Raw genomic sequence first — 25567 nt, 5'->3', positions numbered from 1 at the left:
CTCACCCGAGGGGCCCTCTTTGCTGCTGACCTTGGAAACCGAATACTGACCTTGGAAACCAAGGAAAAGTGCCCCGGGTCGGACTCGAACCGACACTGTACGGGTTTTGAATCCGTTGCCTGCTGCCAATTGGGCTACCGGGGCTCGCAGGATCGAAGGTTCCCCCCGACCCTCCGCGCGTCCACCATACCGTAGCTAGGTAGGCTCTTGTCAGCAGCGCCCCTGCCCCGAACGAGGAGCCCCCGTGACCGCCGAGTCGCCCCAGCCCGTAGACGTGCCCGACGACGACAAGTCGCACGTGCCTCCGCTGACGACCCGCGTCGTCATCGCCGAGGACGAGGCCCTGATCCGGCTGGACCTGAAAGAGATGCTCGAGGAAGAGGGGTACACCGTCGTCGGCGAGGCCGGGGACGGTGAGCAGGCCGTCGAGCTGGCCCGCGAGCACAAGCCGGACCTGGTCATCCTGGATGTGAAGATGCCCAAGCTGGACGGCATCTCCGCGGCCGAGAAGATCGCCGGGGAGTCGATCGCGCCGGTCCTGATGCTCACCGCGTTCTCCCAGCGCGACCTCGTCGAGCGGGCCCGCGACGCGGGGGCCATGGCGTACCTGGTGAAGCCGTTCAGCAAGAGCGACGTCGTCCCGGCGATCGAGATGGCCGTCTCCCGGTTCACCGAGCTGAAGCAGCTGGAGCAGGAGGTCGCCGACCTCACCCAGCGGCTGGAGACCCGCAAGCTGGTCGACCGCGCGAAGTCCATCCTCCAGACGGAGTACGGCCTGACCGAGCCGGCCGCCTTCCGCTGGATCCAGAAGACCTCCATGGACCGGCGCATGTCGATGCAGCAGGTCGCCGAGGCGGTCATCGCGGACAGCGAGGAGAAGAAGTCCGCGAAGACCGACTGACGCCCGGCGCCGCCCCCGCCACCGACGAGTGCCCCGCGCCCGGAAGGACGCGGGGCACTGTGCCGACCGGCCGCCGCGGGAGGCGGCCCTCGCCGGACTAGTCCTCGCCGAGATAGGCCTTGCGCACCGACTCGTCGTGCAGCAGGTCCTGGCCCGTGCCGGACAGGGCGATGCTGCCGACCTCCATGACGTGACCCTGGTCGGCGAGCGAGAGCGCCGCCTGGGCGTTCTGCTCGACCAGCAGGATCGTCGTGCCCTGGGACTTCAGCTCGGCGATCGTCGCCATGATCTTCTGCATCATGATCGGCGACAGCCCCATCGACGGCTCGTCCAGCATCAGCAGCTTCGGACGGGACATCAGCGCCCTGCCCATCGCCAGCATCTGCTGCTCACCGCCGGAGAGGGTACCCGCGGCCTGCTTGCGGCGCTCCCCGAGGATGGGGAACAGGTCGTAGGCGCGCTGGATGTCCTTCTCGATGCCCGGCTTGTCGCTGCGCAGGAACGCGCCGAGGCGCAGGTTGTCCTCGATGCTCATGCGCGGGAAGATGTGCCGCCCCTCGGGGGAGTGGGCGAGCCCCAGCGACACCACCTGGTGGGCCGGGACCTTCTTCAGCGACCTGCCGTTGAACCTGATCTGTCCGCCGACCGGCTTCAGCAGGCCCGACAGCGTGCGCAGGGTGGTGGTCTTGCCGGCGCCGTTGGTGCCGATGAGGGTGACCACCTGACCGGCCTCGACCTTGAAGGAGATCCCCTTGACGGCCTCGATCTTGCCGTAGGCGACCCTCAGGTCCTCGACTTCCAGCAGTGCGGTCATCGGTCGTCCTCCTTGCCGGGCGCGGCGTCCGTCGTGGTCCCGGCGTGCGCCTCGGCGGCCTCGACCTCGGCCACCTCCTCGGCGCCGGGCGCGTCCTCGAAGGGCTCGCCGAGATAGGCCGCGATCACGCGCTCGTCGCCCTGGACGGTCGCGCTGTCACCCTCGATCAGTTTCTCGCCCTGCACGAGCACGGCCACGCGGTCGCACAGGTTGAAGATGAACCGCATGTCGTGCTCGATGACGAGGACGGCGATGCCCATGTCCCGGATGGCGAAGACCAGTTCCTCGGTGACCCGGGTCTCCTGCGGGTTCATGCCGGCCGTCGGCTCGTCGAGCAGCAGCAGACCGGGCTCGCTCGCCAGGGCACGGGCGATCTCCAGCTTGCGCTGCTCGCCGTAGGGCAGGTTGCGGGCGAGGTGCTCGGCCTTGTTGTCCAGGCCCACGAACCGCAGCAGTTCCAGGGCCCGTTCCCGGGAGGCCTTCTCGGCCCGGTGGAAGCCGGGTCCGCGCAGCACGGCCGACCAGAAGCCCTCCTTGGTGCGGGTGTGCCGGCCGACGAGCACGTTCTCCAGGACCGTCATGTTGGCGAACAGCCGGATGTTCTGGAACGTCCGCGCGATGCCGGCCGCGGTGACCTTGAAGGACTTGGGCGGCAGGACGGCGCCCTTGTAGCGGACCTCGCCCTCGGTGGGGACGTACAGGCCGGTCAGGCAGTTGAAGAAGGTCGTCTTGCCGGCGCCGTTGGGGCCGATCAGACCGACGATCTCGCCGGCGTTGACGGTGAGGTCGACGCCGCGCACGGCGGTCAGACCGCCGAAGCGCATGGTCACGCCGCGGGCGTCGAGGACGGTCTCGCCGGGCCGGGTGGCGCCGGCGGCGGTGTCCTTGGTGGTGGTGTCGGTGGTCATGGTGGTCAGGCCCCCGCCTTCGTCAGGAGGGTGGGTGCTTCCGCCTCTTCGTGGAACTCGAGCTGGCGGCGGCGGTTGGGGATGAGGCCCTCGGGACGGAACCGCATCAGCAGGACCAGTGCGAGGCCGAAGGCGAAGAGCTGGTAGTTCCCGAGGAACTGGAGCTTGTTGGGGATCAGGAAGAGCAGGGCTGCGCCGATCAGCGGACCGCTGATGGTGCCCATGCCGCCGAGGACGACCGCGGCGAGCAGGAACGCGGAGTTGGGCGGGATGGGACCGGCGAACAGGTACTGCTCGGGCGTCACCGTGTAGGTGACGTGGGCCTGGACGGTGCCCGCGAGACCGGCGAGCGAGGCGCCGACGGCGAAGGCGATCAGCTTGACCCGGAAGCCGTTGATGCCCATGGCGAGCGCGGCGGTCTCGTCCTCGCGGATGGCCACCCAGGCGCGTCCGATGCGGGAGTCGCCGCTGCGCCGGAAGACCAGCACCACGATCGCGGTGATGACCAGCATCAGGAAGAAGTAGTTGGCGAACCGGCCGATGGTGAAGCCGCCCATGTCGTGCTGGGTGCCGAAGTCGAAGCCGAGGACGTCGAGGTTCGGGATCGACGAGACGCCGTTCGAGCCGTTGGTGAGGTCGGGCCCGGAGGTGCCGTCGAGGTTGTTCGCCGTGATCCGGAAGATCTCACCGAAGCCGAGGGTGACGATGGCGAGGTAGTCGCCGCGCAGCCGCAGCGTCGGGGCGCCGATCAGCACGCCGAAGACGAGCGAGGCGGCGGCGCCGACGAGGACGGCCGCCCAGAACGGGAAGTGCACGTGGAACGGCGAGCTGGGGGAGCCGGAGACCAGGGCCGCCGCGTAGGCGCCGACGCCGAGGAAGGCGACGTAACCGAGGTCGAGGAGGCCGGCGAGGCCGACGACGATGTTCAGACCCAGGGCGACGGTGGCGAAGATCAGGATGTAGACGCCGAGGGTCGCGTACTGGTCATTCGTCTGGGTGAAGGGGAACAGCGCCGCCGCGACGAACGCGCCGCAGGTGGTGATGTTCTGGTGCCGGGAGGTGATCTCCGAGGCCTGCGAGATCAGCCCCGCCTTGTTCAGGGCGGCGAAGCCGAGGCCCGCGGTGATCAGGAAGCCGACGAACAGTTCGTCGTACTCGGTGCCGATGCCGTAGGTGAAGACGGTCAGGCCGAGCCCGAGGACCGCGACGATGATCAGGATCTCGGCGTACGACGGCAGAGGGCCCACGGGCCGCGCGGGACCGGCGGCGAAGACCGCCTTGACCGTCTCCCACTGGTGGGCCAGACGGTGCTTGAACTTCTCGACGCCGCTGTCGTCGGGGTCGGCCGGTTCCGGCTCGGGCCGCTGGAACGGCAGGGCCAGGGCGCCGGCGAAGGCGGCGAGGCTGCCGACGGCGACGAGGAAGCCGCCGGGCTCGAGGTTGACGAGACCGCCGAGTTCGGTGCTGATCGCGAGGACCGTGTACCAGCTGGTGGCGAAGGCGGCCAGGGTGGCGAAGCGCAGGGCCGCGCCGGGCCCGGCGGGCGTCAGCCGGTCCAGGCCCCGGACGCCGTAGGCCGCCAGGGCGAACAGGGTGGCGAGGAGCGCGCCGATGAGCACGAGGACCTGGAGGCCGCCCGGGTAGCCGTAGACGGTGAGGTCGCCGGGGAAGTCCGAGGTCCACGTCCAGGCGAGGAAGGTGGAGACGGCCGTCAGCACGCTGCCGCCGAGGGCGAGGCCGAGGGCGGCCTTCTCCGGCAGGGGCAGCAGTCCGGACGGGGCGGGGGCCGCGGCGGCACCGGGGGTGCCGGGGGTGTCGGGTGCGGTGGTCTGTGTGGTCATCGGTCTCACGCCCTGTCCGCGACGCGCTCGCCGAGCAGGCCCTGTGGCCTGAACAGCAGTACGAGGATGAGGAGTACGAAGGCCCAGACGTCGGCCCAGGACTGGCTGCCGAACTTGTCCATGCCGGGGATGTCGGCGATGTAGGCGGTGGCCAGGGTCTCGGCCACGCCGAGGACCACGCCGCCGATCATGGCGCCGTAGATGTTGCCGATGCCGCCGAGAACGGCCGCGGTGAACGCCTTCAGACCGAGGATGAAGCCCATCCGGAAGTTGATCTCGCCGTACTTCAGGCCGTAGGCGACGGCTCCGACCGCGGCGAACGCGGCGCCCAGGGCGAACGCGATCACGATGATGCGGTCGGTGTTGACGCCCATCAGCTTGGCGGTGTCCGGGTCCTGCGCGGTGGCCTGCATGCCGCGGCCGGTGCGGGTCTTCATCACGAAGTAGGCGAGGACGGCCATGCTGAGGGGGGCCGCGACGACCAGGAAGATGTCACCCGTCTGGATGGTGACGCTGCCGATCTCGAAGGGGCCGCCCGGGATCTGCGGGAAGGTGCGCGCGGACTTCGCCTCCGGGTACCAGGCCCACACCGCCTGCTGGAGCGCGAGGGAGAGGCCGATGGCGGTGATGAGCGGGGCGAGGCGTGGGGCGTTGCGGAGAGGACGGTAGGCGAATCGTTCCGCCCCGACCGCGATGGCGACGGCGACGACGACGGCACCGATGATCATGAGTGGCAGCGCGATCCACATGGTGGTGCCGCCGGGAAGCCAGAGCCACACGGTGAGAGCGCCGAACGCGCCCGTCATGAATATCTCGCCGTGGGCGAAGTTGATGAGCTGGACAATGCCGTAGACCATTGTGTAGCCGATGGCGACCAGCCCGTACATGGATCCTAGTAGCAGGCCGTTGACCAGCTGCTGCGGCAGTTCGTGCACCGCATGTCCTCCGAGCGTTCGGAAAGTTCGACGGATGTGGCCGGATGCGAGTCCGCGCGGGGCGCCAGTGGAACAGCGCCCCGCGCGGCTCTTTCAGGTGGTGCGGGCGGGGGTCAGCCCGTGTAGGTACCGGACTTGACCGGCGTCCAGGCACCGTTCTTCACGGCGTAGACGGTCAGCTGCTTGTTGGTGGCGTCACCGAACGCGTCGAAGGAGACCTTGCCGGTCACACCGTCGAAGGACACGTCCTGCATGGCCGCGGTGACCTTCGCGCGGGCGTCGGAGGGAAGCTTGCCGCCGTTGGCGTCGACGACCTTCTTCACGGCCTCGATGACCGCCCAGGCGGAGTCGTAGGCGTAACCGCCGTACGCCGAGTACTCCTCCTTGTAGCCGGCGGACTTGTAGTCGCTGACGTACTGCTTGGCCGAGGGCAGGTCCTCGACCGGAGCGCCGACGGAGGTGGCGAGGTCGCCGGTGCTCTCGGCACCCGCCAGCTTCATGAAGGTGTCGTCCTTGATGCCGTCACCGCCGACGAGCGGGACCTTGGCACCGGCGGCCTTGATCTGCTTGCTCAGCGGGCCGGCCTGCGGGTACTCACCGCCGTAGTAGACGACCTGGGCACCGGAGTTCTTCACCTTGGTGGCGACCGCGGAGAAGTCCTTGGCGTCGGGGTTGATGTGCTCGGTGCCGACCACCTTGCCGCCGAGCTTCTTGAACTCGTCGGTGAAGGTGGCGGCCAGGCCCGCGCCGTAGGTCTTCTTGTCGTCGATGACGAAGACCTTCGTCTTCTTGGCGGTGTTGTAGACGTACTGGGCGGCGAACGGGCCCTGGATGGCGTCCGTGGTCGCGGTGCGGAAGTACGCCTTGTACGGGCGGACCTTCTTGTTCTGCCAGTCCGTGCCCTGGGTCAGGGCGGGGCCGGTGTTGGCCGGGGAGACCTGGACCAGTTTGTTGTCGTCGAAGACCTTCTGCATCGACTCGGCGACCGAGGAGTTCAGCGGGCCGACGACACCGAGGACGTTCTGCTCCGACACGAACTTGGAGGCGTTCTGCTGGCCGGCCGACGGCTGGGCCTGGTCGTCGAGGGCCTCGATCTTGAAGGTGACGCCCTTGACGAGGTTCTGCTTGTTGGCGTTCCTGGTGGCGAGGTCCGCCGAGTTCTTGATACCGAGGCCCATGGCGGACAGGTCGCCGGTCAGCGGGGCGTCGACGCCGATGACGACGGTGCTGCCGCCGTCACCCTTGCCGGAGTCCGAGCCCTTGTCGCCGCTGTCGCGCGAGCCGCAGGCGGTGAGAGTGAGCGCTCCCGCCGCCAGCGCGGCGGTGATGGCGATAAGCGAACCTTGACGCACGATCAGTCCTTTCCCCAGGCACAACCGCCTCCCCATGGAAACGGCCGAGTCGCGCGCCGCGCTGAAGTGAGATTCCGATGGCGCGGTGACTGGCCGTGACTCTAGGCGTGTGTGGGGAACGTGGAGGAGTGTCTGGCCAAGGCTGTGACGCTCTTGTTATGACACGGCGTAATGCAGAGCGGTACGACGTGGGGGGAACGGACGAATTAAGGTGGATTCGCGCTGTCCGCATTCTGAGAACCCGCAGGACCTGCCATGATCCAACCAGGCGTCTCGGGCGTTTTGCTGATTACCGAACTCTGTTGCCGCAGGCTACTTCCACGGCGTGGGAGAGGTGCTGCGCGTAACGGCCGCCGAGGATGAAGCTCTGTACCTGTATTGCGCGCGCATTACGCACAGTTACGTCGAGGAAAGGAAGCCCGGCGTGCCAGGGGACTTCTCCGCATTTCGTCACGTGCATGGTGACCGTGACCTCGCGCGCCGCACCGGCGACTGTCCGCCACGGAGCCGGTGGCCGTGTCGTCAGGGACAGTCCCGCGTACGGCTGGGCCACGCGCGTCACGGTGACCGGCGGCCCCGAGGCCACGCTCAGCAGGACCGTGAAGCTGAAGCTGCGCGGCGGGGCGCCCGCCGGAGGGGGCCGGTCCTCCAGGTAGGTCACGTCCACCACCTGGGAGGGGTACGGGACCTCGGGGTGCGGGCGCGTGGGGCGCGGGGGCGGCTGCTGCGGCCGGGTGGCGTAGAGCGCGCCGCCGGCCCCGAGGACGGCGGTCGCGGTGGCCAGCGCCAGGGTGGTCCGCCGGTGGCGGGCGTACCGGGCGGCCACGGCCGCGCGCGTGCGACCGGCAGGACGCGGGCCCCGCGGGTGCGGGGTGTCCCACGCGCGCGTGCCCTCACCGGGCTCCGGCGGGCCGACGCCGCTCATGTCCAGGGGCCTTCGCTCGGGGGCCCGTGGCGGTAGCGCTCGGTGCACGCCCGCCGGGACTGACGGTCGATCAACTCATACGCCTCGGCGGACCCTTGGTGCCGCAGGGTGACGCGCGCCGCGTCCACGACGTCCCGCAGGATCTGGTACTGCCCATGGGACAGGCCCATCGACTGGTAGTCGCCGTAGGTGTCGTCGCCGAGCGCCCTGCGTGACCAGTACGCGACGATCCTGGTGCACAGGTCGGCGTCGGAGGCGGCGGAGGGCGACGCGGGTGCCGGGGCGGACGCGGGCGCGGGTCCGGTGCCGCCGGGGTATGGGTGCGCGGAGCGGCCGGTGGCGCCGGGGGGTGGTTGCGCGGAGCGGCCGGTGGCGCCCGGGGACGGGTGCGCGGAACCTCCGGGTCCGCCGCAGCCCGTCGCGCACAGCGCCACCGGCACCGCCAGCAGCCCGCACACCAGGAACCTCACCCCCGGCCGGGGGCCTCCTCGCCGTCCCATGTGCCGAAGCTAAGGGGAGGGACGGCGGGGGGCAACGCTCCGGCGGGCCGGCCTTCCGCCTCCGGCCGCGCGGGCGGTGACGTTCCGACGGACCGCGCGGGGGTGACGCTCCGACGGGGACGGGGTCAGCTTCCGGCGGACCGCGCGGGCGTTCCCTCGCCCGGCCGGACGTCCCGCAGCAGACAGGTCAGCCGGGCGGTGCAGACCCGCCGGTCCTCCTCGTCGCTGATCACGATCTCGTACGTCGCCGTCGACCGACCCCGGTGCACCGGCGTGGCCACGCCCGTCACCAGGCCCGAGCGGACCCCCCGGTGGTGCGTGCAGTTCAGGTCCACACCGACCGCGATCTTCGAACTGCCGCCGTGCAGCATCGAGCCGACCGAGCCCAGCGTCTCCGCCAGCACCGCGGAGGCACCGCCGTGCAGCAGGCCGTAGGGCTGGGTGTTGCCCTCCACCGGCATCGTCCCGACGACCCGGTCCGCCGAGGCCTCCACGATCTGCACACCCATGCGCGTGCCGAGGTGGCCGGCCGAGAACAGGGCCGGCAGGTCGACACCGAGCGCCGCGTACTCGTCGAGGATCTCCTGCGGGAACTTCACACGCTGCTGCTCACCCATCGGCCGGCTCCGTTCGTCCACCTGTCTGCTGCTGAGCAAACGCTCAGTCGGCCGCCGATTGTTCCAGACGGCTCCCGGCGTCCCCGGTGTGGGCTTCGAGGCGCACGACGACGGACTTGCTGGCGGGGGTGTTGCTGGTGTCGGCGGTGGCGTCCAGCGGCACCAGCACGTTCGTCTCGGGGTAGTACGCCGCCGCGCACCCGCGCGCCGTCGGATAGAGCACCACCCGGAAACCGGGCGCCCGCCGCTCCACCCCGTCCCGCCACTCGCTCACCAGGTCGACGTACGCGCCCTCGGCGACCCCGAGCGCCCGCGCGTCCTCGGGACGCACCAGCACCACCCGGCGCCCGCCCGTGATGCCGCGGTACCGGTCGTCCAGCCCGTAGATCGTGGTGTTGTACTGGTCGTGCGAGCGCAGCGTCTGCAACAGCAGCCGGCCCTCGGGCAGCGCGGGGTACTCCACCGGCGCCGCTGTGAAGTTCGCCCGGCCCGTGGCGGTCGGGAAACGGCGCTCGTCGCGCGGGGCGTGCGGCAGCGCGAAACCGCCGGGCCGGGCCACGCGCGCGTTGAAGTCCTCGAAACCGGGGATCACGCGCGCGATGCGGTCCCGGATCGCCGCGTAGTCCTTGGCGAACTCCTCCCACGGCACGACGCTGCGCCCGCCGAGCACCCGGCGCGCCAGGCCGCAGACGATGGCCGGCTCGGACCGCAGATGCGGGCTCGCGGGCTTCAGGCGCCCGCGCGAGGCGTGCACCATGCCCATCGAGTCCTCGACGGTCACGAACTGCTCACCGCTCTCGCGCACATCACGCTCGGTGCGGCCCAGGGTGGGCAGGATCAGCGCCCGCGCGCCGGTGACCACGTGCGAGCGGTTCAGCTTCGTGGAGACGTGCACCGTCAGCCGGGCGCGCCGCATCGCGGCCTCGGTGACCTCGGTGTCGGGGGAGGCGGAGACGAAGTTGCCGCCCATGGCGAAGAACACCTTCGCCTCCCCGTCGCGCAGCGCGCGGATGGCCCGTACGACGTCGAGACCGTGCTCGCGCGGCGGCGCGAACCCGAACTCCTTCTCCAGGGCGTCCAGGAAGGCCGGGGCGGGGCGCTCGAAGATGCCCATGGTGCGGTCGCCCTGGACATTGCTGTGTCCGCGCACCGGGCACACGCCCGCGCCCGGGCGGCCGATGTTGCCGCGCAGCAGCAGGAAGTTGACCACCTCGCGGATGGTCGGGACGGAGTGCTTGTGCTGGGTGAGGCCCATGGCCCAGCACACGATGGTCCGCCGCGAGGCGAGGACCATGCCCAGCGCCTGCTCGATCTCCGCGCGGGTGAGTCCGGTCGCCGCGAGCGTCTCGTCCCAGTCGGCGGCACGCGCGGCCTCGGCGAACTCCTCGAACCCGTGCGTGTGTTCGCGTACGAACTCCTCGTCGACCGCGCCGTCCGCCTCCAGGACCAGCTTGTTCAGGAGCCGGAAGAGCGCCTGGTCACCGCCGATGCGGATCTGGAGGAACAGGTCGGTGAGCGCGGCGCCCTTGAGGAGGCCCTGCGGGGTCTGCGGGTTCCTGAACCGCTCCAGGCCCGCCTCCGGCAGTGGATTGACGCTGATGACGCGCGCGCCGTTCGCCTTGGCCTTCTCCAGCGCGGACAGCATGCGCGGATGGTTCGTGCCCGGGTTCTGGCCCGCGACGATGATCAGGTCGGCCTGGTACAGATCCTCCAGCAGGACGCTGCCCTTGCCGATGCCGATGGTCTCGTTGAGCGCGGACCCCGACGACTCGTGGCACATGTTCGAGCAGTCGGGGAGGTTGTTCGTGCCCAGCTCGCGCGCGAAGAGCTGGTACAGGAACGCGGCCTCGTTGCTGGTGCGGCCGGACGTGTAGAAGACGGCCTCGTCCGGGGAGCCGAGGGCGGCGATCTCCTCGGCGATGATGTCGAAGGCGCGGTCCCAGCCGACCGGCTCGTAGTGCGTGCCGCCCTCGGGGAGATACACGGGGTGCGTGAGCCGGCCCTGCTGGCCCAGCCAGTAGCCGCTGCGGCCGGCGAGGTCCGCGACCGGGTGCGCGGCGAAGAACTCGGGCGTGACCCGGCGCAGCGTGGCCTCCTCGGCCACGGCCTTCGCGCCGTTCTCGCAGAACTCCGCCGCGTGCCGGTGGTCCGGCTCCGGCCAGGCACAGCCAGGGCAGTCGAAGCCGTCCTTCTGGTTCACCCGCAGCAGCGTCAGCGCGGTGCGCCGCACCCCCATCTGCTGCTGCGCGATCCGCAGCGTGTGCCCGATGGCCGGCAGCCCCGCCGCAGCGTGCTTCGGCTCCCCGACCTGCGGTGCGTCCTGAACCGGATCACCCTTGGGCGGCTTCGTCGCCATCGCACGCTCCCCTTCGACTGCGCGTGACAAGTACGCCGACGATCCTCCCACGGCCCACTGACACCGCCGCCGGGCGGGCCGGCCGGGGCAGGCGGGGCCGAGGAGCCCGGTCCGGACTGTCAGTGCGGCGTGGCAGGATCGGGGACGTGGCAGAAACAGCATCGAAGCAGACCGACAGCACCCCCGGCGGCAAGCGCCCCCGGCTGATGCTCATGGACGGGCATTCGCTGGCCTACCGCGCGTTCTTCGCGCTGCCCGCGGAGAACTTCACCACCGCGACCGGCCAGCCCACGAACGCGATCTACGGCTTCGCGTCGATGCTGGCGAACACCCTGCGTGACGAGGCGCCCACGCATTTCGCGGTGGCCTTCGACGTCTCCCGCAAGACCTGGCGCTCCGAGCGGTTCATCGAGTACAAGGCGAACCGTTCCAAGACGCCGGACGAGTTCAAGGGGCAGGTGGAGCTGATCGGCGAGCTGCTCGACGCGATGCACGCGCAGCGCTTCGCCGTCGAGGGCTTCGAGGCGGACGACATCATCGCCACCCTCGCCACCCAGGCCGAGGCCGAGGGCTTCGAGGTGCTGATCGTCACCGGCGACCGCGACTCCTTCCAGCTGGTCACCGAGCACACGACGGTGCTCTACCCCACGAAGGGCGTCTCGGAGCTGACCCGGTTCACCCCGGAGAAGGTTGTCGAGAAGTACGGCTTGACGCCCGCCCAGTACCCCGACTTCGCCGCCCTGCGCGGCGACCCGTCCGACAACCTCCCCGGCATCCCCGGCGTCGGCGAGAAGACCGCCGCCAAGTGGATCAACCAGTTCGGCTCGTTCGCGGAGCTGGTGGAGCGGGCCGACGAGGTCAAGGGCAAGGCCGGGCAGAACCTCCGCGACCACCTGGAATCGGTCAAGCTCAACCGCGTCCTCACCGAACTGGAGCGCCAGGTCGAGCTGCCCCGGGCGGTCACCGAGCTGGAGCGGGCCCCGTACGACCGCAAGGCCGTCGCGATGGTCCTGGACACCCTGGAGATCCGCAACCCGTCCCTGCGTGAGCGCCTCTTCGCCGTCGACCCCGGCACCGAGGAGGCCGAGGCCGCCCCGGTCACCGGCGACGGCGTCGAGATCGACGGCAGCATCCTGAGCACGGGCGAACTGGCCCCCTGGCTCGCCGGGCACGGCGCCGGCACCCTGGGCGTCGCCACGGTGGACACCTGGGCGCTGGGCGCCGGCTCGGTCGCCGAGGTCGCCCTCGCCACGGCCGGGGGAGCGGCGGTCTGGTTCGACCCGTCCGAGCTGGACGAGGCCGACGAGAACGCGTTCGCGGCCTGGCTGGCCGACGCCGGCCGCCCCAAGGTGTTCCACAACGTCAAGGGCGCCATGCGCGTCTTCGCCGAGCACGGCTGGAGCGTCGAGGGCGTCCACATGGACACCGCGCTCGCCGCGTACCTGGTCAAGCCGGGCCGCCGCTCCTTCGACCTGGACGCGCTGTCCATGGAGTACCTGCACCGCGAGCTGGCCCCCGCCGCCGCGGCCGACGGCCAGCTGGCCTTCGGCGCGGACGACGGCGCCGAGGCCGAGGCCCTGATGATCCAGGCCCGCGCGGTCCTCGACCTGGGCGAGGCCTTCGAGGGCCGCCTGGCGGAGGTGGGCGCCGCCGAGCTGCTCCGCGACATGGAGCTGCCCACGTCGGCGCTGCTCGCCCGCATGGAGCGGCACGGCATCGCGGCGGACCGCGCGCACCTCGAGGCCATGGAGCAGATGTTCGCCGGCGCGGTGCAGCAGGCCGTGAAGGAGGCGCACGCGGCGGCCGGCCACGAGTTCAACCTGGGCTCGCCCAAGCAGCTCCAGGAGGTCCTCTTCGGCGAGCTGGCCCTGCCGAGGACGAAGAAGACCAAGACCGGCTACACCACCGACGCCGACGCCCTGGCCTGGCTCGCCACCCAGACCGACAACGAACTGCCGGTGATCATGCTCCGGCACCGGGAGCAGGCCAAACTCCGCGTCACCGTCGAGGGCCTGATCAAGACCATCGCGGGTGACGGCCGCATCCACACCACCTTCAACCAGACGGTGGCCGCGACCGGCCGGCTCTCCTCCACGGACCCGAACCTCCAGAACATCCCTGTCCGCACCGACGAGGGCCGGGCGATCCGCCGGGGCTTCGTGGTCGGCGAGGGCTTCGAGTCCCTGATGACCGCCGACTACAGCCAGATCGAGCTGCGGGTGATGGCCCACCTCTCCGAGGACGCGGGCCTGATCGAGGCGTTCACCTCCGGCGAGGACCTGCACACCACGGCCGCCTCCCAGGTGTTCGGCGTCGAGCGTGACGCGGTCGACGCGGAGATGCGGCGCAAGATCAAGGCCATGTCGTACGGCCTGGCCTACGGCCTGTCGGCGTTCGGACTGTCCCAGCAGCTGAACATCGAGGCGGCCGAGGCGCGGGCCCTGATGGACGCCTACTTCGAGCGCTTCGGCGGAGTCAGGGACTATCTGCGCCGGGCGGTCGACGAGGCCCGGGCGACGGGCTACACGGCGACCCTCTTCGGGCGCCGCCGCTACCTCCCCGACCTCAACAGCGACAACCGCCAGCGCCGCGAGGCGGCCGAACGCATGGCCCTCAACGCGCCCATCCAGGGCACCGCGGCGGACATCGTCAAGTTCGCCATGCTGAAGGTGGACAGCGCCCTGCGGGCAGCCGGCCTCACCTCCCGCATGCTCCTCCAGGTCCATGACGAGATCGTCCTGGAGATCGCCCCCGGGGAACGGGCGGCCGCGGAGGAGATCGTCCGCCGCGAGATGGCGGACGCCGTCCACCTGAGAGCGCCGCTGGACGTCTCGGTGGGCGTGGGCCCGGACTGGGAATCGGCAGCCCACTAGGGGCTCTCGTTCGGATCAGGCCGGGCTCGCGGGGTCCGGCACCGCTCCCCGGCTCCCGGCTTCGCTCGAGCGGGAGGTGCCCCCACCGCCGCGTCGTCGTCGGGTGCCATGGCTCCGCCACGGCGCCCTCCTCCGCCCCGCGACGTACGGCACCGGACCCCGCTCCCTGATCCGGCCTGCTCCGAACGAAAGACCCCAGCCCACAACCCGCGGGGCCGGGGGGCGTCACGGCCGACGGGCCGCGACGCCCCCCGGCCAGGGGCAGGGGGCGCCCGCACCCCCCTCGCCGCAACGCTGATCCACCGCCCCGGCCGGCGCATCCCCTCGGCGCCGGGGCCTCGGCACCCCCGGCACCCGCTCCCACCTGCGCACCCCGCCGGGGGACGCGCAGCGGACGCGGCGCTCTCCCCGAGGGGCCGTCACTCTCGTGGCCCCCGTCAGAACGCCCACCACCCCTCGCAGCCGCAACACTGCGGGCATGGGTATACGCATGCTTCACCGCCGGACGCCCGAGGCAGCGCCCCGGGACTGGGCGGACACCTTCTCGGCGCAGGCCATGCCCCCCTCGCGGGTCCCGGTTGTCGCGGCCGACGCAAGCACCGCCCGCATCCCGGCCGACCTGACCGTCACCGTTCGCAGGGTCACCAGGAACCTCCGGCGCCGGCTCGCCGGCCGTACGGCCCGCATCCCCGACCGGCGCCTGCGGGCCGACCTGGTCCGCGGATACCTCGCCCTCGCGCTCACCCAGATCCCGAGGGCACGCCCCCGGCACACCCTCACCGTCTTCGTGGCGTCCCTCACCGAGCGACCGGCCGCTCCCGGCCCGCACCGGCCGCCTCACCACGAGCCCCGGGAGCAGCGGCCGGACGCCGGACCCTGACCCCGACGGCGTACAGCAGCAGCCCCGGCACCACCCCGGCGCCCACCCCGAAGCACAGGGTGGGCACCAGCTCCCACGGCCGCACCACCGCCCCCTGGTGCTCCCACCACCCCGCCGCCCGCTGCGCCGCCCCGGCCAGCGCGCAGCCGCCGATCACCGCGAGCGCCCACCACCGGTCCCGTACGGACAGCACGGGTACCCCCGCCGGCACCCCGTCCGGCGCCCGCCGCAGCGCGCGTACCACGAACAGGGCGATCGCCACGGCACCCGCCACGGACGACCCGTACTGAAGCCACGTGAACAGCGGCATGCCCGCCGGACGGTCCCGCCCGATGGCCGGGATCAGCCGCGTCCCCCACCGGTCGTGATGCGTGAACGCGTCCCACACCACATGGGTGAGCGCGCCGAGCACCGCGGAGCCGTACCACCGGCCCGCCGTGGAGGCGCCCACGCGCGCGCGTGGCGCGCCGAGGCGCAGCAGGACGGCCGGCCCTCCCTGCCGGGCCGCCGGCAACAGCGCGAGCAACGGTTCCCGGACCAGCAGCCACAACCCCGTGAGCGCCCAGGCGATGAGGACGTCGACGGTGACGACACCCGTGAACGAGTGCGTGAGCGTGCCGGACTCCATGCCGCCCGGCAGGATCCCGGCCGCGTAGTAGGGCACGTCGGGCGCGAAGGAGCCGGTGACGAGCACCGCGGGCACCAGCCGGCCCCGGCCGCTCCCGTCCCGGCGGACCGCGGGCAGCACGGCTGCCGCGTGGCTGAGTGTGAACGGCAACGCAACCCCCTGGAGCGGTCGCCGGGCCGGGACACGGCACCGGTGATCGAGTCCGCCCAGTATGCGGGACCGCCGTGCGGGCGCGTTCCCGTCGACGACCGCCGGCCGGCCGCTGTAATCGGGCCCGAACGGGTGCCCGCTCACAGCAAGTTGTCGTAGGGTCACCTGCGTCACCGCGGTGGATGCGCGGTCGAACGCATATCGCACACATGGAAATGCGGAACAGGGGCAACCACAGCACCGGGTCAACCGTCACACCACAGCGAGGCAGTCCGGCGGAGACGGACGCACGGGCGTCCATGGGAGGGGTTCACTTCATGGCGGCGCATTTCGGCAGGCGACTGCGCAAGGGAGCGGCGACCACCGCCGTGGCCGCGGCGGCGGTCGCGGCTCTGTCCGCGTCCCAGGCTCCTGGAGCGGCCGGCGAGGAGCACGGCAGACAGACGGCAGCCGGTGCCGCCGCACCCACGCCGGACAGCGACGGCAACGCCACCGGCAACTCGCCGTACTACACGGACCTGCCCCCGCTGAACAGCCCCAGCCCGAGCCCCTCGTCGAGCGCCGGCCCCTCCGGTCCCGTCAGCAGGGCCGAGGGCGGCATCCCGGCGACGGTCCTGGACGCGTACAAGAAGGCCGAGGCCGACCTGCGCACCGCCAAGCCCGGCTGCAACCTGCCCTGGCAACTGCTCGCCGCCATCGGCAACGTGGAGTCGGGGCAGGCCCGCGGCGGCCAGGTCGACGCCGGCGGCACCACACTGCGCCGGATCCTCGGCCCGCAGCTCGACGGCAACGGCTTCGCGCTCATCGCGGACACCGACGGCGGCGCGTACGACGGCAACAGCGCGTACGACCAGGCCATCGGCCCCATGCAGTTCATCCCGTCCACCTGGGCCTGGGCCGGCCGCGACGGCAACGGTGACGGCAAGAAGGACCCCAACAACGTCTACGACGCCGCGCTCGCCGCGGGCCACTATCTGTGCCGAAACGGCTGGGACCTGTCCCACGAGGCCGACCTGCACCGGGCGATCCTCAGCTACAACAACTCGCAGGACTACCTCGATCTGGTCCTGAACTGGATGGAGTACTACCGCAAGGGCACCCACTCCATCCCCGACGGCACCGGCGGGGTGCCCGAGCACCGCAGCGACACGGATTCCGGCCTGCCGATGTCGCCGCTGCCCACGCACCCCCCGACGACCGAGCCCGCCCCGAAGCCCGACCGCCCCGGTAAGCCCGGCAAGGACGACGGCAAGGGCGACGGCAAGGGCGGTCACGACAACGGCGGCCACGACAACGGCGGGAACGGCAACGGCGGGAACGGCAACGGCAACGGCGGGCACGAGACGCCCGACCCGAAGCCGCCGACGCCGCCCGTCCCGCCGACGCCCCCGCCCTCCAACACCGACCTGGTGGACCACCTGGAGGACGCGGGCACGGGGAAGCTCACCGCGATGGCCGGCGACGCCTTCACCGAGCGGATCAGCGCCCGCGCCGAGACCAAGGTGGGCAAGTCGGTGGCCAAGGTCAGGCTCCGGTTCACCATCACCGGCGGCACCGACGCCACCTTCACCGGCGGCGAGACCGTGGCCACGGTCGCCACCGACGCCAAGGGCGTCGCGCTGGCCCCGGCGCTCCAGGCCGGCGAGAAGACCGGCGACTTCAAGGTCACCGTGTCCGTCGTGGGCCGCCCGGCCAAGGGCGTCGACTACACCGCCACGGTCACCGCGCGCGCCGCCGACACCCTCGCCCGCACCAGCGACACCCCGCTGACCTGTGCCCCGGGCGGCGAGTTCGCCGACCAGGTCGAGGTGAAGGCGACGTACCTGGGCACCGTCGCGGACAAGGTCGCGGCCACCGCCACCCTGGTCAAATCGGCGGCCGACACCACCGAGAACGACAAGGGCCCCTACTTCAAGGACGCCGACGGCAAGCCCGTACGCACCCTCACCACTCTGGCCACGGACGACAAGGGCCTGCTCACCCTGCCGAAGCTGTACGCGGACGACACCGCCGGCACCTTCCTGCTCCGCATCACCACCACCGGCGGCGCGACCCTCACCGTGGAGCTGAAGGTCGCCCCCGCCGAGTCCCCGGCCGGCCCGTCCCCGACCCCGACCACGCCGTCCCCGACCGGGTCCGCCTCCTCCTGAGCCCGGCGCACGACCGACAGGGCGCCCTTCCCGCTCCGGCGGGACGGGCGCCCACTTTCTTCACTTCACCCACGCACTGCCATGACCTCGAACTGATACACCGTCAAAAACCGGCGCCGAGCCCTCGAACCGCTCGCCCCGCGCTTGCCTGCGGTCAGGCCCGGTCCGCCCGCGCCTTCGTGTGCCGGGTCGCCCGAGCCGTCGCCGGGTCCTCGGGCCACGGATGCCGGGGATAGCGTCCGCGCAGCTCCGCGCGGACGGCCCGGTAGCCGTCCCGCCAGAAGGAGGCGAGGTCGGCCGTGACGGCGGCGGGCCGTCCGGCGGGGGAGAGCAGGTGCACGAGCAGCGGCACCCCCGCCACGGCCGGCGTCTCCTGAAGCCCGAACAGCTCCTGGAGCTTCACCGCGAGCACCGGCCGCTCCGGATCCCCGTAGTCGATCCGGATCCTGGACCCACTCGGCACGGTGACCCGCTCGGGTGCCAGCTCGTCCAGCCGGGCGGCCTCCCCGCCCGCCCAGGGCAACAGCCGCGCGAGCGCCTGCCCGGCGTCGATCCGCCCGAGATCCGCCCGCCGCCGGGCCCGGCCCAGCTCGGGCTCCAGCCACTCGTCCACGCGCGCGTGCAGCGCCTCGTCCGACACGTCCGGCCACGGCTCGCCGAGGTGCGTACGCAGGAACGCCAGCCGCTGCCGCAGCAGCTCCGCCCCGGAGGACCAGCGCAGCAGCCCGAACCCCTCCAGGCGGAGCCCGTCCAGAAGGGCGACGCGTACGAGGGCCGGACGCGCGTCCCGCAGGGGCCGTACGGCCAGCTCGATCGCCCCCAGCCGCGCCACGCGCCGGGTCACGACGTCCCCGTCGGCCCAGTGCACCTCCTCCCGCTCCTCCAAGAGCGTCGCCGCGGCGTCCCGCGCCACGTCCTCCGGTACGGCGGCCCCGAGCCGCACACGCGCGTGCCCCGTTCCGGCGGGCCGGCCGGCGACCGCGACCACGATCCAGGGCGCCCCCCGCAGCGCCGACCCCTCACCCAGCTCGACCCGCGTCCCTGAGGCCATGAGGTACGACCCGCCGTCCAGCCTGGCGACACGCTCGGGGAAGGCAAGCGACGCCACGGTCCCGGCGAGGCGGTCGTCGCCGAGGCCCGGTCCGACCCGGACGGCGCCGCCCGGGCCGGCCTTGCGGGCGGGCGGCGGGGAGGACTCCGCCGAGACGGACCGCAGCCGCCGCACCTCCGCGGCCCACCGCCCCGCATAGGCGTCACCCCCGTGCCGGGCCCGCCGCAGAGCACCCGCGAGATCGTCGCCGTACTCCCTCGGCACCTCCTCGGAGAGCAGCGCGACGACCTCCGCGCCCCCGCCCGAGGTGTCCAGCAGTGCCCGTCCCAGCCGCGGATGCACCCCCAGCCGGCCCAGCCGGACACCCAGCTCCGTGGCCCGCCCCGTGGAGTCCACCGCGCCCACGGCCGTCAGCACCTCCCGCGCCGCGGCCATCGCCCCGCCCGGCGGCGGATCCAGCAACGCCAGCCCGGAGGCGTCCGGATCGCCCCAGCAGGCCGCCTGAAGGGCGAACGCGGTCAGATCGGCCACCTTGATCTCCGGCGCCGGAAAAGCCGGCAGGCGGCCGTCCTCGGCCTCCGTCCAGCACCGGTACACCGCCCCCGGCGCCTCCCGCCCGGCCCGCCCCGCCCGCTGCCGCCCGGCCGCCCGCGACGCCCGCACGGTCGTGAGCCCGCTCAGCCCGCGCGCGTGGTCCACCCGCGGCTCCCGCGCCAGCCCGGAGTCCACCACCACCCGCACCCCGGGCACCGTCAGCGACGACTCGGCCACGGACGTCGCCAGCACCACCCGGCGCCGCTCCCCGGGCGCCAGCACCGCGTCCTGCACCGCGGCCGGCGCCCGCCCGTGCACCTGGAGGACGTCCACCGCGCCCAGATCCCCCAGCTGTCCGGCCACGCGGGCGATCTCACCGACGCCGGGCAGGAAGCACAGCACGTCCCCCTCCCGCTCGGCCAGCGCCCGCCGCACCACCGCCGCCACGTGGGCCAGCAGCGCGGGATCGACCCGCATCCCGTGCGGCGGCCGTACCGGACGCGCCGGGGGAGCCCACACCACGTCCACGGGATGCGCCACGCCCGTCGCCTCGACCACCGGCGCCCCGCCGAGCAGCCGCGCCCACCCCCCGGCGTCGGTGGTCGCCGACGCGGCCACCAGCCGCAGGTCCGGCCGCAGCGCCTGCCGCACGTCCCACAGGAACGCCGCCACGGTGTCGGCGTCCAGATGCCGCTCATGGCACTCGTCGAGGACGACGGCATCCGTACCGGCCAGCTCCTGGTCGCGCTGGAGCCGCTGCAACAGCACGCCGGTCGTCACGACCTCCACGCGCGTGTGCCGCCCCACGGCCCGCTCGCCGCGCACCGTGAACCCGATGCTGCCGCCCGGCTTCTCACCGAGCAGCCAGGCCATGCGCCGGGCCGCCGCCCGGGCCGCGATCCGCCGCGGCTCGGCCACCACCACCCGCCGCGCGGGACCGCCGCCGACCAGCCCCGCGAGCACCAGCGGCACCAGGGTCGTCTTACCCGTGCCGGGCGGCGCCACCAGCACGGCGGCACCGCCCCCCTCCAGGGCGTCGGTCAGGGCGGGCAGGGCGGAGCGCACGGGCAGCGCGTCCAGGGCGTCGTCACGGATCACGCCCCCAGTGTCGTACGACGGCGAGAACCGTCCCCACGCGCGCGTGCGCGGCGCCAAGGGGACGCTGCCTAGGAGATCCGGTCCCGCTCGCACACGAAGACCGCCGTGCCCGGGATCAGGTTCCCGCGCAGCGGCGACCAGCCGCCCCACTCGGAGGTGTTCCAGGCCGGCCACTCCGGCTCCACCAGGTCCACCAGCCGGAAGCCCGACGCCACGATGTCCCGCACCCGGTCGCCGAGCGTCCTGTGGTGCTCCACGTAGACCGCGCGGCCGTCCTCGTCCTGCTCCACGTAGGGCGTGCGGTCGAAGTACGAGGAGGCCACCGTCAGGCCCTGGGGGCCCGGCTCGTCCGGGAACGCCCAGCGGATCGGATGGGTCACCGAGAACACGAACCGGCCACCCGGCCGCAGCACCCGGTGCGCCTCGCGCAGCACCAGCCGCGGGTCGGCCACGAACGGCAGCGCCCCGTACGCGGAGCAGACCAGGTCGAAGGACCCGTCCGCGAAGGGCAGCGCGCCGGCGTCGGCGCAGACGAGCGGGAACGACCCGCCGATCCGCAGGGCGTGCTGCAACTGCCGGTGCGAGAGGTCCAGGGCCACCGGGCGGGCGCCCTGCGCGGCCAGCCAGCGCGCGCACTGGGCCGCGCCCGCGCCGATCTCCAGTACCGCCCTGTCCTTCAGCTCCTCCGGCGGGCCGAGCAGCTCGGCCTCCACCTCGTCCAGGCCCTCCGGACCCCACACGAAGCGGTCGTCGCCGAGGAACGTGCCGTGCTCGGTCTGGTACTCGTCGGCGTTGCGGTCCCACCAGCCCCGGTTGGCCCGCGCGCTCTCCGTGACGTCCGCGTCACGCCTGGTGGCCTCCGGCTCGAACCCCTCGGAGCCCTCCGGTTCGTACGTCTCCGGCTCTTGGATGATCGGCTCCCTCGTCGTACTCTTCCGTCCAACCCGCACCGGGGCCCCACGGAAGGACTTCCGCGGGCCCGCGCGGCCCGCTGAGACATTTCTTCTGCCGGGTATGCGGTGATCCGCCCCGGGTGTGCGCCTTCGCGCATTGACCCTGCCCGGCTGCCCCCGTATGCTACAAGTTGCGCTGCGGGCCTGCGCTCCTCAGACGTAGCAGGCTGCGCTCGCATCTGTTGTATGTCCCCTCGGTTGTCGAGGCGCCACCGGGCATCCGGTGCTCAAGTGGCGCTTCCTTGGCTGTCCGGCTTCTTCAGAGCGAAACGGGCTCCCGGCGTAAGCAGTACCTACGACTTCAATGTCCGTACCGGAGCCCTTTCCCACATGACGAGCAGCACCGAGACCACCGCCACCACCCCGCAGGTAGCGGTCAACGACATCGGTAACGAGGAAGCCTTCCTCGCCGCGATCGACGAGACGATCAAGTACTTCAACGACGGCGACATCGTCGACGGCGTCATCGTGAAGGTCGACCGGGACGAGGTCCTGCTCGACATCGGTTACAAGACCGAAGGTGTGATCCCGAGCCGCGAGCTCTCGATCAAGCACGACGTCGACCCCAACGAGGTCGTCGCCGTCGGTGACGAGATCGAGGCCCTTGTTCTCCAGAAGGAGGACAAGGAAGGCCGCCTGATCCTCTCGAAGAAGCGCGCCCAGTACGAGCGTGCCTGGGGCACCATCGAGAAGATCAAGGAAGAGGACGGGATCGTCACCGGTACCGTCATCGAGGTCGTCAAGGGTGGTCTCATCCTCGACATCGGCCTCCGCGGCTTCCTTCCGGCCTCGCTGGTCGAGATGCGCCGTGTCCGCGACCTCCAGCCCTACGTGGGCAAGGAGCTCGAGGCCAAGATCATCGAGCTGGACAAGAACCGCAACAACGTGGTCCTGTCCCGCCGTGCCTGGCTCGAGCAGACCCAGTCCGAGGTCCGCCAGACCTTCCTCACGACCCTCCAGAAGGGTCAGGTCCGCTCCGGCGTGGTCTCCTCGATCGTCAACTTCGGTGCCTTCGTGGACCTGGGTGGCGTCGACGGCCTGGTCCACGTCTCCGAGCTGTCCTGGAAGCACATCGACCACCCCTCCGAGGTTGTCGAGGTCGGCCAGGAGGTCACCGTCGAGGTTCTCGACGTGGACATGGACCGCGAGCGCGTCTCCCTGTCGCTGAAGGCGACCCAGGAAGACCCGTGGCAGCAGTTCGCCCGCACCCACCAGATCGGCCAGGTCGTGCCCGGCAAGGTCACGAAGCTGGTTCCGTTCGGTGCGTTCGTCCGCGTGGACGAGGGCATCGAGGGTCTGGTCCACATCTCCGAGCTGGCCGAGCGCCACGTGGAGATCCCGGAGCAGGTCGTCCAGGTCAACGACGAGATCTTCGTCAAGGTCATCGACATCGACCTCGAGCGTCGTCGCATCAGCCTCTCGCTGAAGCAGGCCAACGAGGCGTTCGGCAGCGACCCGGCCTCGGTCGAGTTCGACCCGACCCTGTACGGCATGGCCGCGTCGTACGACGACCAGGGCAACTACATCTACCCCGAGGGCTTCGACCCCGAGACCAACGACTGGCTCGAGGGCTACGAGACCCAGCGGGAGGCGTGGGAGCACCAGTACGCCGAGGCGCAGTCCCGCTTCGAGCAGCACCAGCAGCAGGTCATCAAGTCCCGCGAGGCCGACGAGGCCGCTGCGGCCGAGGGTGGCGAGGCTGCGGCTCCGGCCGCGTCCACCGGTGGTGGCGGCGGCGGTTCGTACTCCTCCGAGGGTGCGGACACCTCCGGTGCCCTGGCCTCGGACGAGGCGCTGGCCGCACTGCGCGAGAAGCTGGCCGGCGGCCAGAGCTGATCGCTGTCGCTGAGGCTTAGCCGATAGTCGGCTGAGGGGCCGTACCTTTCGAGGTACGGTCCCTCAGGCGTTCCCCGGGCCGCCGGCTCCTCCCGGGCCGCACCCCGACTGTGCCTACGGCGTCACCGGGACGTTGGTCAGGCCGCTGCCGCCGGTCACCGTGTTGGTGCTGTAGACGGTCGTCCGGCAGGCGGCGCTGTCGTCGGTGACGTCGATCGCCAGACGTGTCGCGCCGGTCGCGCCGGTCAGTGTCGACCGGTTGCCCCTGAAGACCGTGCCGCAGCCCCAGCCGGGCTGCTGGGTGTGGGTCTGATAGCCGTCGTTGGCGGTGTGGCTGCCCGTGTTGTCCTGCACGAGGACGTCGTTACCCTTCACGTCGACCCAGGAGTCGTCGTAGTTCGCGCCCGTGAGGCCGCTGCCGTCGAAGGTGTTGCCGATGATCCGGGCACCCGTCGTGCCCTCCTTGATGTCGACGTTCTCGCCGCCCACGTCCGGGCCGATCGTGTTGCCCACGATCTGGATGCGGTCGCTCCGGTCGGTGAGCGTGTTGGCGGTGCCCACGTACACGCCCTCGCCCATGCCGCGGCCGTCGTTCCCGGTGTCGTAGATCCTCGAGTTCCTGATCACGCCGTCCGTGCTGGAGTCGCGGAAGTGCACGCCCTCCATGTCCAGGCCGTGCACCGTGACGCCGTCCACGACGACCCCCCTGGCCGCGTCGATCATGATGCCCTTCTGGCCGCCGGTCACGGTCAGGCCGCTGACCGTCCAGTAGGAGGCGCCGTTCAGGTACAGGCCGTAGCCGCCGCCGGCCGTCAGTACGGCCCGCGGCGAGCCGGTGAGGGTGATGCGCGCGGAAGCCGTGGCCGGCGTCGACGCCTTGAAGTTGCCGGTGTAGGTGCCGTCCGCCAGGTGGATCGTGTCGCCGGGCCGGGCGGCGCCGAGGGCGGTCTTCAGCTGCGCCGCGGTCGTGACCTCGACGGTGGCGGCCGAGGCCGGGCCGGTGGCGGCCAGAAGCAGTCCGCCGGCGGCGAGGGTGGGGACGAGCAGGGGGATGAGCGACGTGCGTGCGCGCATGAGTGCTCCTGTCGTACGTTCGCCTATATGAACAACGGACTTCAGCATGAATGCTGGTCGTCGTGAAGGTACGGACCAGGTGACGGACCGTCAAGAGGTCGCGCGCGAGATCGCTGATCAGCGGCGTGTCGCGGGAATTCCCCCGCTCCAGGTCGCGTTGTGGGAGGGGAACACGAGGAGGGGCGGTCACAGTGCTTGATCCGCAGGGTTTGTACGCATGGGAGCCGAAGGGCCTGGCCGTGGTCGACATGGCGCTCGCCCAGGAGTCGGCCGGCCTGGTCATGCTCTACCACTTCGACGGATACATCGACGCGGGTGAGACCGGCGACCAGATCGTGGACCGGCTGCTCGACTCGCTGCCCCACCAGCTCGTGGCACGCTTCGACCACGACCGGCTCGTGGACTACCGCGCCCGCCGGCCCCTGCTGACCTTCAAGCGGGACCGCTGGACCGACTACGACGTCCCGGCCATCGAGGTCCACCTCGTCCAGGACACCACCGGCGCCCCGTTCCTGCTGCTGTCGGGCCCGGAGCCGGACGTGGAGTGGGAGCGGTTCGCGGCGGCGGTGCGGCAGCTGGTGGAGCGGCTCGGCGTCCGCCTGTCCGTGAACTTCCACGGCATCCCCATGGGCGTCCCGCACACCCGGCCCGTGGGTCTGACCCCGCACGGCAACCGCAACGACCTCGTCCCCGGCCACCGCAGCCCCTTCGAGGAGGCCCAGGTGCCCGGCAGCGCCGAGGCGCTGGTCGAGTACCGCCTCATGGAAGCCGGGCACGACGTCCTGGGTGTCGCCGCGCACGTCCCGCACTACATCGCCCGTTCCCCGTACCCGGACGCGGCCCTGACCGTCCTGGAAGCGATCACGGCCGCCACCGGCCTGGTCCTGCCCGGCGTCGCGCACGCGCTGCGCACGGACGCGCACCGCACACAGACCGAGATCGACCGGCAGATCCAGGAGGGCGACGAGGAGCTGACCGCGCTCGTGCAGGGCCTGGAACACCAGTACGACGCCGCGGCGGGCGCCGAGACCCGGGGCAACATGCTCGCCGAGGCGGTGGAGATCCCGTCGGCCGACGAGATCGGTCAGGAATTCGAGCGCTTCCTGGCGGAGCGCGAGGGCGAGAACTGACCCCCGGCTTCCTCGGACCGGCCGCCGCCGGTTTTGCCGGCCACGGCAGGGCCTAAGCTTC

The 25567-nt window shown here is 71.8% G+C and carries 19 protein-coding genes and 1 tRNA gene; 6 read left to right on the top strand and 14 right to left on the bottom strand.

Annotated elements, in window-relative coordinates; genetic code table 11:
* Window positions 1-69: 69 nt before the first annotated feature.
* A tRNA-Leu gene (locus tag AB0F03_RS00375) sits at window positions 70-144 on the bottom strand.
* Between the two features lie 100 nt (window positions 145-244).
* Here AB0F03_RS00375 and AB0F03_RS00370 point away from each other — a divergent pair.
* Window positions 245-901, top strand: a complete 657-nt coding sequence (locus AB0F03_RS00370; RefSeq protein ID WP_361984592.1) for a response regulator — start codon at window positions 245-247, stop codon at window positions 899-901.
* A gap of 97 nt (window positions 902-998) precedes the next feature.
* Here the strand turns inward: AB0F03_RS00370 and AB0F03_RS00365 are convergent, their stop codons facing one another.
* The 9 genes from AB0F03_RS00365 to AB0F03_RS00325 form a co-directional block, all read right to left on the bottom strand.
* The gene (locus AB0F03_RS00365) at window positions 999-1715 is read right to left on the bottom strand and encodes an ABC transporter ATP-binding protein (RefSeq protein ID WP_361984589.1); all 717 of its coding nucleotides are present in this window, start codon (window positions 1713-1715) and stop codon (window positions 999-1001) included.
* Window positions 1712-2623, bottom strand: coding sequence for an ABC transporter ATP-binding protein (locus tag AB0F03_RS00360; protein ID WP_361984586.1), 912 nt, complete (start codon window positions 2621-2623; stop codon window positions 1712-1714). Before AB0F03_RS00360 ends, AB0F03_RS00365 begins: the two co-directional genes overlap by 4 nt.
* 5 nt (window positions 2624-2628) lie before the next feature.
* Window positions 2629-4464, bottom strand: coding sequence for a branched-chain amino acid ABC transporter permease (locus AB0F03_RS00355; RefSeq protein WP_361984583.1), 1836 nt, complete (start codon window positions 4462-4464; stop codon window positions 2629-2631).
* A gap of 5 nt (window positions 4465-4469) precedes the next feature.
* Window positions 4470-5399, bottom strand: coding sequence for a branched-chain amino acid ABC transporter permease (locus tag AB0F03_RS00350; RefSeq protein ID WP_356820861.1), 930 nt, complete (start codon window positions 5397-5399; stop codon window positions 4470-4472).
* A gap of 113 nt (window positions 5400-5512) precedes the next feature.
* On the bottom strand, window positions 5513-6751 hold the full coding sequence (locus AB0F03_RS00345) for a branched-chain amino acid ABC transporter substrate-binding protein (protein WP_361984580.1): 1239 nt from the start codon (window positions 6749-6751) through the stop codon (window positions 5513-5515).
* Between the two features lie 289 nt (window positions 6752-7040).
* Window positions 7041-7676: a Tat pathway signal sequence domain protein gene (locus tag AB0F03_RS00340; protein WP_361984577.1), complete on the bottom strand. Its 636-nt coding sequence runs from the start codon at window positions 7674-7676 to the stop codon at window positions 7041-7043.
* Window positions 7673-8176, bottom strand: a complete 504-nt coding sequence (locus AB0F03_RS00335; RefSeq protein WP_361984574.1) for a hypothetical protein — start codon at window positions 8174-8176, stop codon at window positions 7673-7675. The genes AB0F03_RS00340 and AB0F03_RS00335 overlap by 4 nt, the downstream gene beginning before the upstream one ends.
* A gap of 125 nt (window positions 8177-8301) precedes the next feature.
* Window positions 8302-8793 (bottom strand): hotdog fold thioesterase, encoded by a 492-nt coding sequence (locus tag AB0F03_RS00330; protein WP_361984571.1) that lies wholly within the window; start codon window positions 8791-8793, stop codon window positions 8302-8304.
* A gap of 43 nt (window positions 8794-8836) precedes the next feature.
* Window positions 8837-11149 (bottom strand): FdhF/YdeP family oxidoreductase, encoded by a 2313-nt coding sequence (locus tag AB0F03_RS00325; protein ID WP_361984568.1) that lies wholly within the window; start codon window positions 11147-11149, stop codon window positions 8837-8839.
* Between the two features lie 146 nt (window positions 11150-11295).
* On the opposite strand from AB0F03_RS00325, the gene polA reads away from it, so the two are divergent.
* On the top strand, window positions 11296-14022 hold the full coding sequence (gene polA, locus AB0F03_RS00320; RefSeq protein WP_361984565.1) for a DNA polymerase I: 2727 nt from the start codon (window positions 11296-11298) through the stop codon (window positions 14020-14022).
* Between the two features lie 478 nt (window positions 14023-14500).
* Entirely contained in the window at window positions 14501-14902 is a 402-nt protein-coding gene (locus tag AB0F03_RS00315) for a hypothetical protein (RefSeq protein ID WP_361984562.1), read from the top strand.
* On the opposite strand, the gene AB0F03_RS00310 is transcribed toward AB0F03_RS00315, so the two are convergent.
* Window positions 14820-15680: a DUF4184 family protein gene (locus AB0F03_RS00310; RefSeq protein WP_361984559.1), complete on the bottom strand. Its 861-nt coding sequence runs from the start codon at window positions 15678-15680 to the stop codon at window positions 14820-14822. The genes AB0F03_RS00315 and AB0F03_RS00310 overlap by 83 nt on opposite strands.
* Before the next feature lie 317 nt (window positions 15681-15997).
* Here AB0F03_RS00310 and AB0F03_RS00305 point away from each other — a divergent pair, with 317 nt between their 5' ends.
* Window positions 15998-17830 (top strand): lytic transglycosylase domain-containing protein, encoded by a 1833-nt coding sequence (locus tag AB0F03_RS00305; protein ID WP_361984557.1) that lies wholly within the window; start codon window positions 15998-16000, stop codon window positions 17828-17830.
* Between the two features lie 154 nt (window positions 17831-17984).
* On the opposite strand, the gene hrpB is transcribed toward AB0F03_RS00305, so the two are convergent.
* Both hrpB and AB0F03_RS00295 read right to left on the bottom strand, forming a co-directional pair.
* On the bottom strand, window positions 17985-20513 hold the full coding sequence (gene hrpB, locus AB0F03_RS00300; RefSeq protein ID WP_361984554.1) for an ATP-dependent helicase HrpB: 2529 nt from the start codon (window positions 20511-20513) through the stop codon (window positions 17985-17987).
* Between the two features lie 68 nt (window positions 20514-20581).
* Entirely contained in the window at window positions 20582-21463 is an 882-nt protein-coding gene (locus AB0F03_RS00295; protein ID WP_361984551.1) for a class I SAM-dependent methyltransferase, read from the bottom strand.
* A gap of 333 nt (window positions 21464-21796) precedes the next feature.
* On the opposite strand from AB0F03_RS00295, the gene rpsA reads away from it, so the two are divergent.
* Entirely contained in the window at window positions 21797-23302 is a 1506-nt protein-coding gene (gene rpsA, locus AB0F03_RS00290) for a 30S ribosomal protein S1 (protein ID WP_361984548.1), read from the top strand.
* A 114-nt stretch (window positions 23303-23416) separates the two neighbouring features.
* Here rpsA and AB0F03_RS00285 read toward each other — a convergent pair whose 3' ends face one another.
* Entirely contained in the window at window positions 23417-24376 is a 960-nt protein-coding gene (locus AB0F03_RS00285; RefSeq protein WP_361984545.1) for a right-handed parallel beta-helix repeat-containing protein, read from the bottom strand.
* Window positions 24377-24567: 191 nt separating this feature from the next.
* On the opposite strand from AB0F03_RS00285, the gene AB0F03_RS00280 reads away from it, so the two are divergent.
* A complete protein-coding gene (locus AB0F03_RS00280; protein WP_361984542.1) occupies window positions 24568-25506 on the top strand; it encodes a PAC2 family protein in 939 nt (312 codons plus the stop codon).
* Window positions 25507-25567: the final 61 nt, after the last annotated feature.

This window comes from Streptomyces sp. NPDC028722, from assembly GCF_040637655.1.
Classification (GTDB): domain Bacteria; phylum Actinomycetota; class Actinomycetes; order Streptomycetales; family Streptomycetaceae; genus Streptomyces.
This window is presented reverse-complemented; position numbering and strand designations above follow the sequence as displayed.

What these genes read in the sequence shown, in the direction of transcription:
- AB0F03_RS00355 (WP_361984583.1), bottom strand. Translation starts at nt 4,464, where the DNA reads ATGACCACACAGACCACCGCACCCGACACCCCCGGCACCCCCGGTGCC.
- AB0F03_RS00365 (WP_361984589.1), bottom strand. Translation starts at nt 1,715, where the DNA reads ATGACCGCACTGCTGGAAGTCGAGGACCTGAGGGTCGCCTACGGCAAG.
- AB0F03_RS00335 (WP_361984574.1), bottom strand. Translation starts at nt 8,176, where the DNA reads ATGGGACGGCGAGGAGGCCCCCGGCCGGGGGTGAGGTTCCTGGTGTGC.
- AB0F03_RS00360 (WP_361984586.1), bottom strand. Translation starts at nt 2,623, where the DNA reads ATGACCACCGACACCACCACCAAGGACACCGCCGCCGGCGCCACCCGG.
- AB0F03_RS00315 (WP_361984562.1), top strand. Translation starts at nt 14,501, where the DNA reads ATGGGTATACGCATGCTTCACCGCCGGACGCCCGAGGCAGCGCCCCGG.
- AB0F03_RS00340 (WP_361984577.1), bottom strand. Translation starts at nt 7,676, where the DNA reads ATGAGCGGCGTCGGCCCGCCGGAGCCCGGTGAGGGCACGCGCGCGTGG.
- AB0F03_RS00330 (WP_361984571.1), bottom strand. Translation starts at nt 8,793, where the DNA reads ATGGGTGAGCAGCAGCGTGTGAAGTTCCCGCAGGAGATCCTCGACGAG.
- AB0F03_RS00285 (WP_361984545.1), bottom strand. Translation starts at nt 24,376, where the DNA reads ATGCGCGCACGCACGTCGCTCATCCCCCTGCTCGTCCCCACCCTCGCC.
- AB0F03_RS00325 (WP_361984568.1), bottom strand. Translation starts at nt 11,149, where the DNA reads ATGGCGACGAAGCCGCCCAAGGGTGATCCGGTTCAGGACGCACCGCAG.
- AB0F03_RS00305 (WP_361984557.1), top strand. Translation starts at nt 15,998, where the DNA reads ATGGCGGCGCATTTCGGCAGGCGACTGCGCAAGGGAGCGGCGACCACC.
- rpsA (WP_361984548.1), top strand. Translation starts at nt 21,797, where the DNA reads ATGACGAGCAGCACCGAGACCACCGCCACCACCCCGCAGGTAGCGGTC.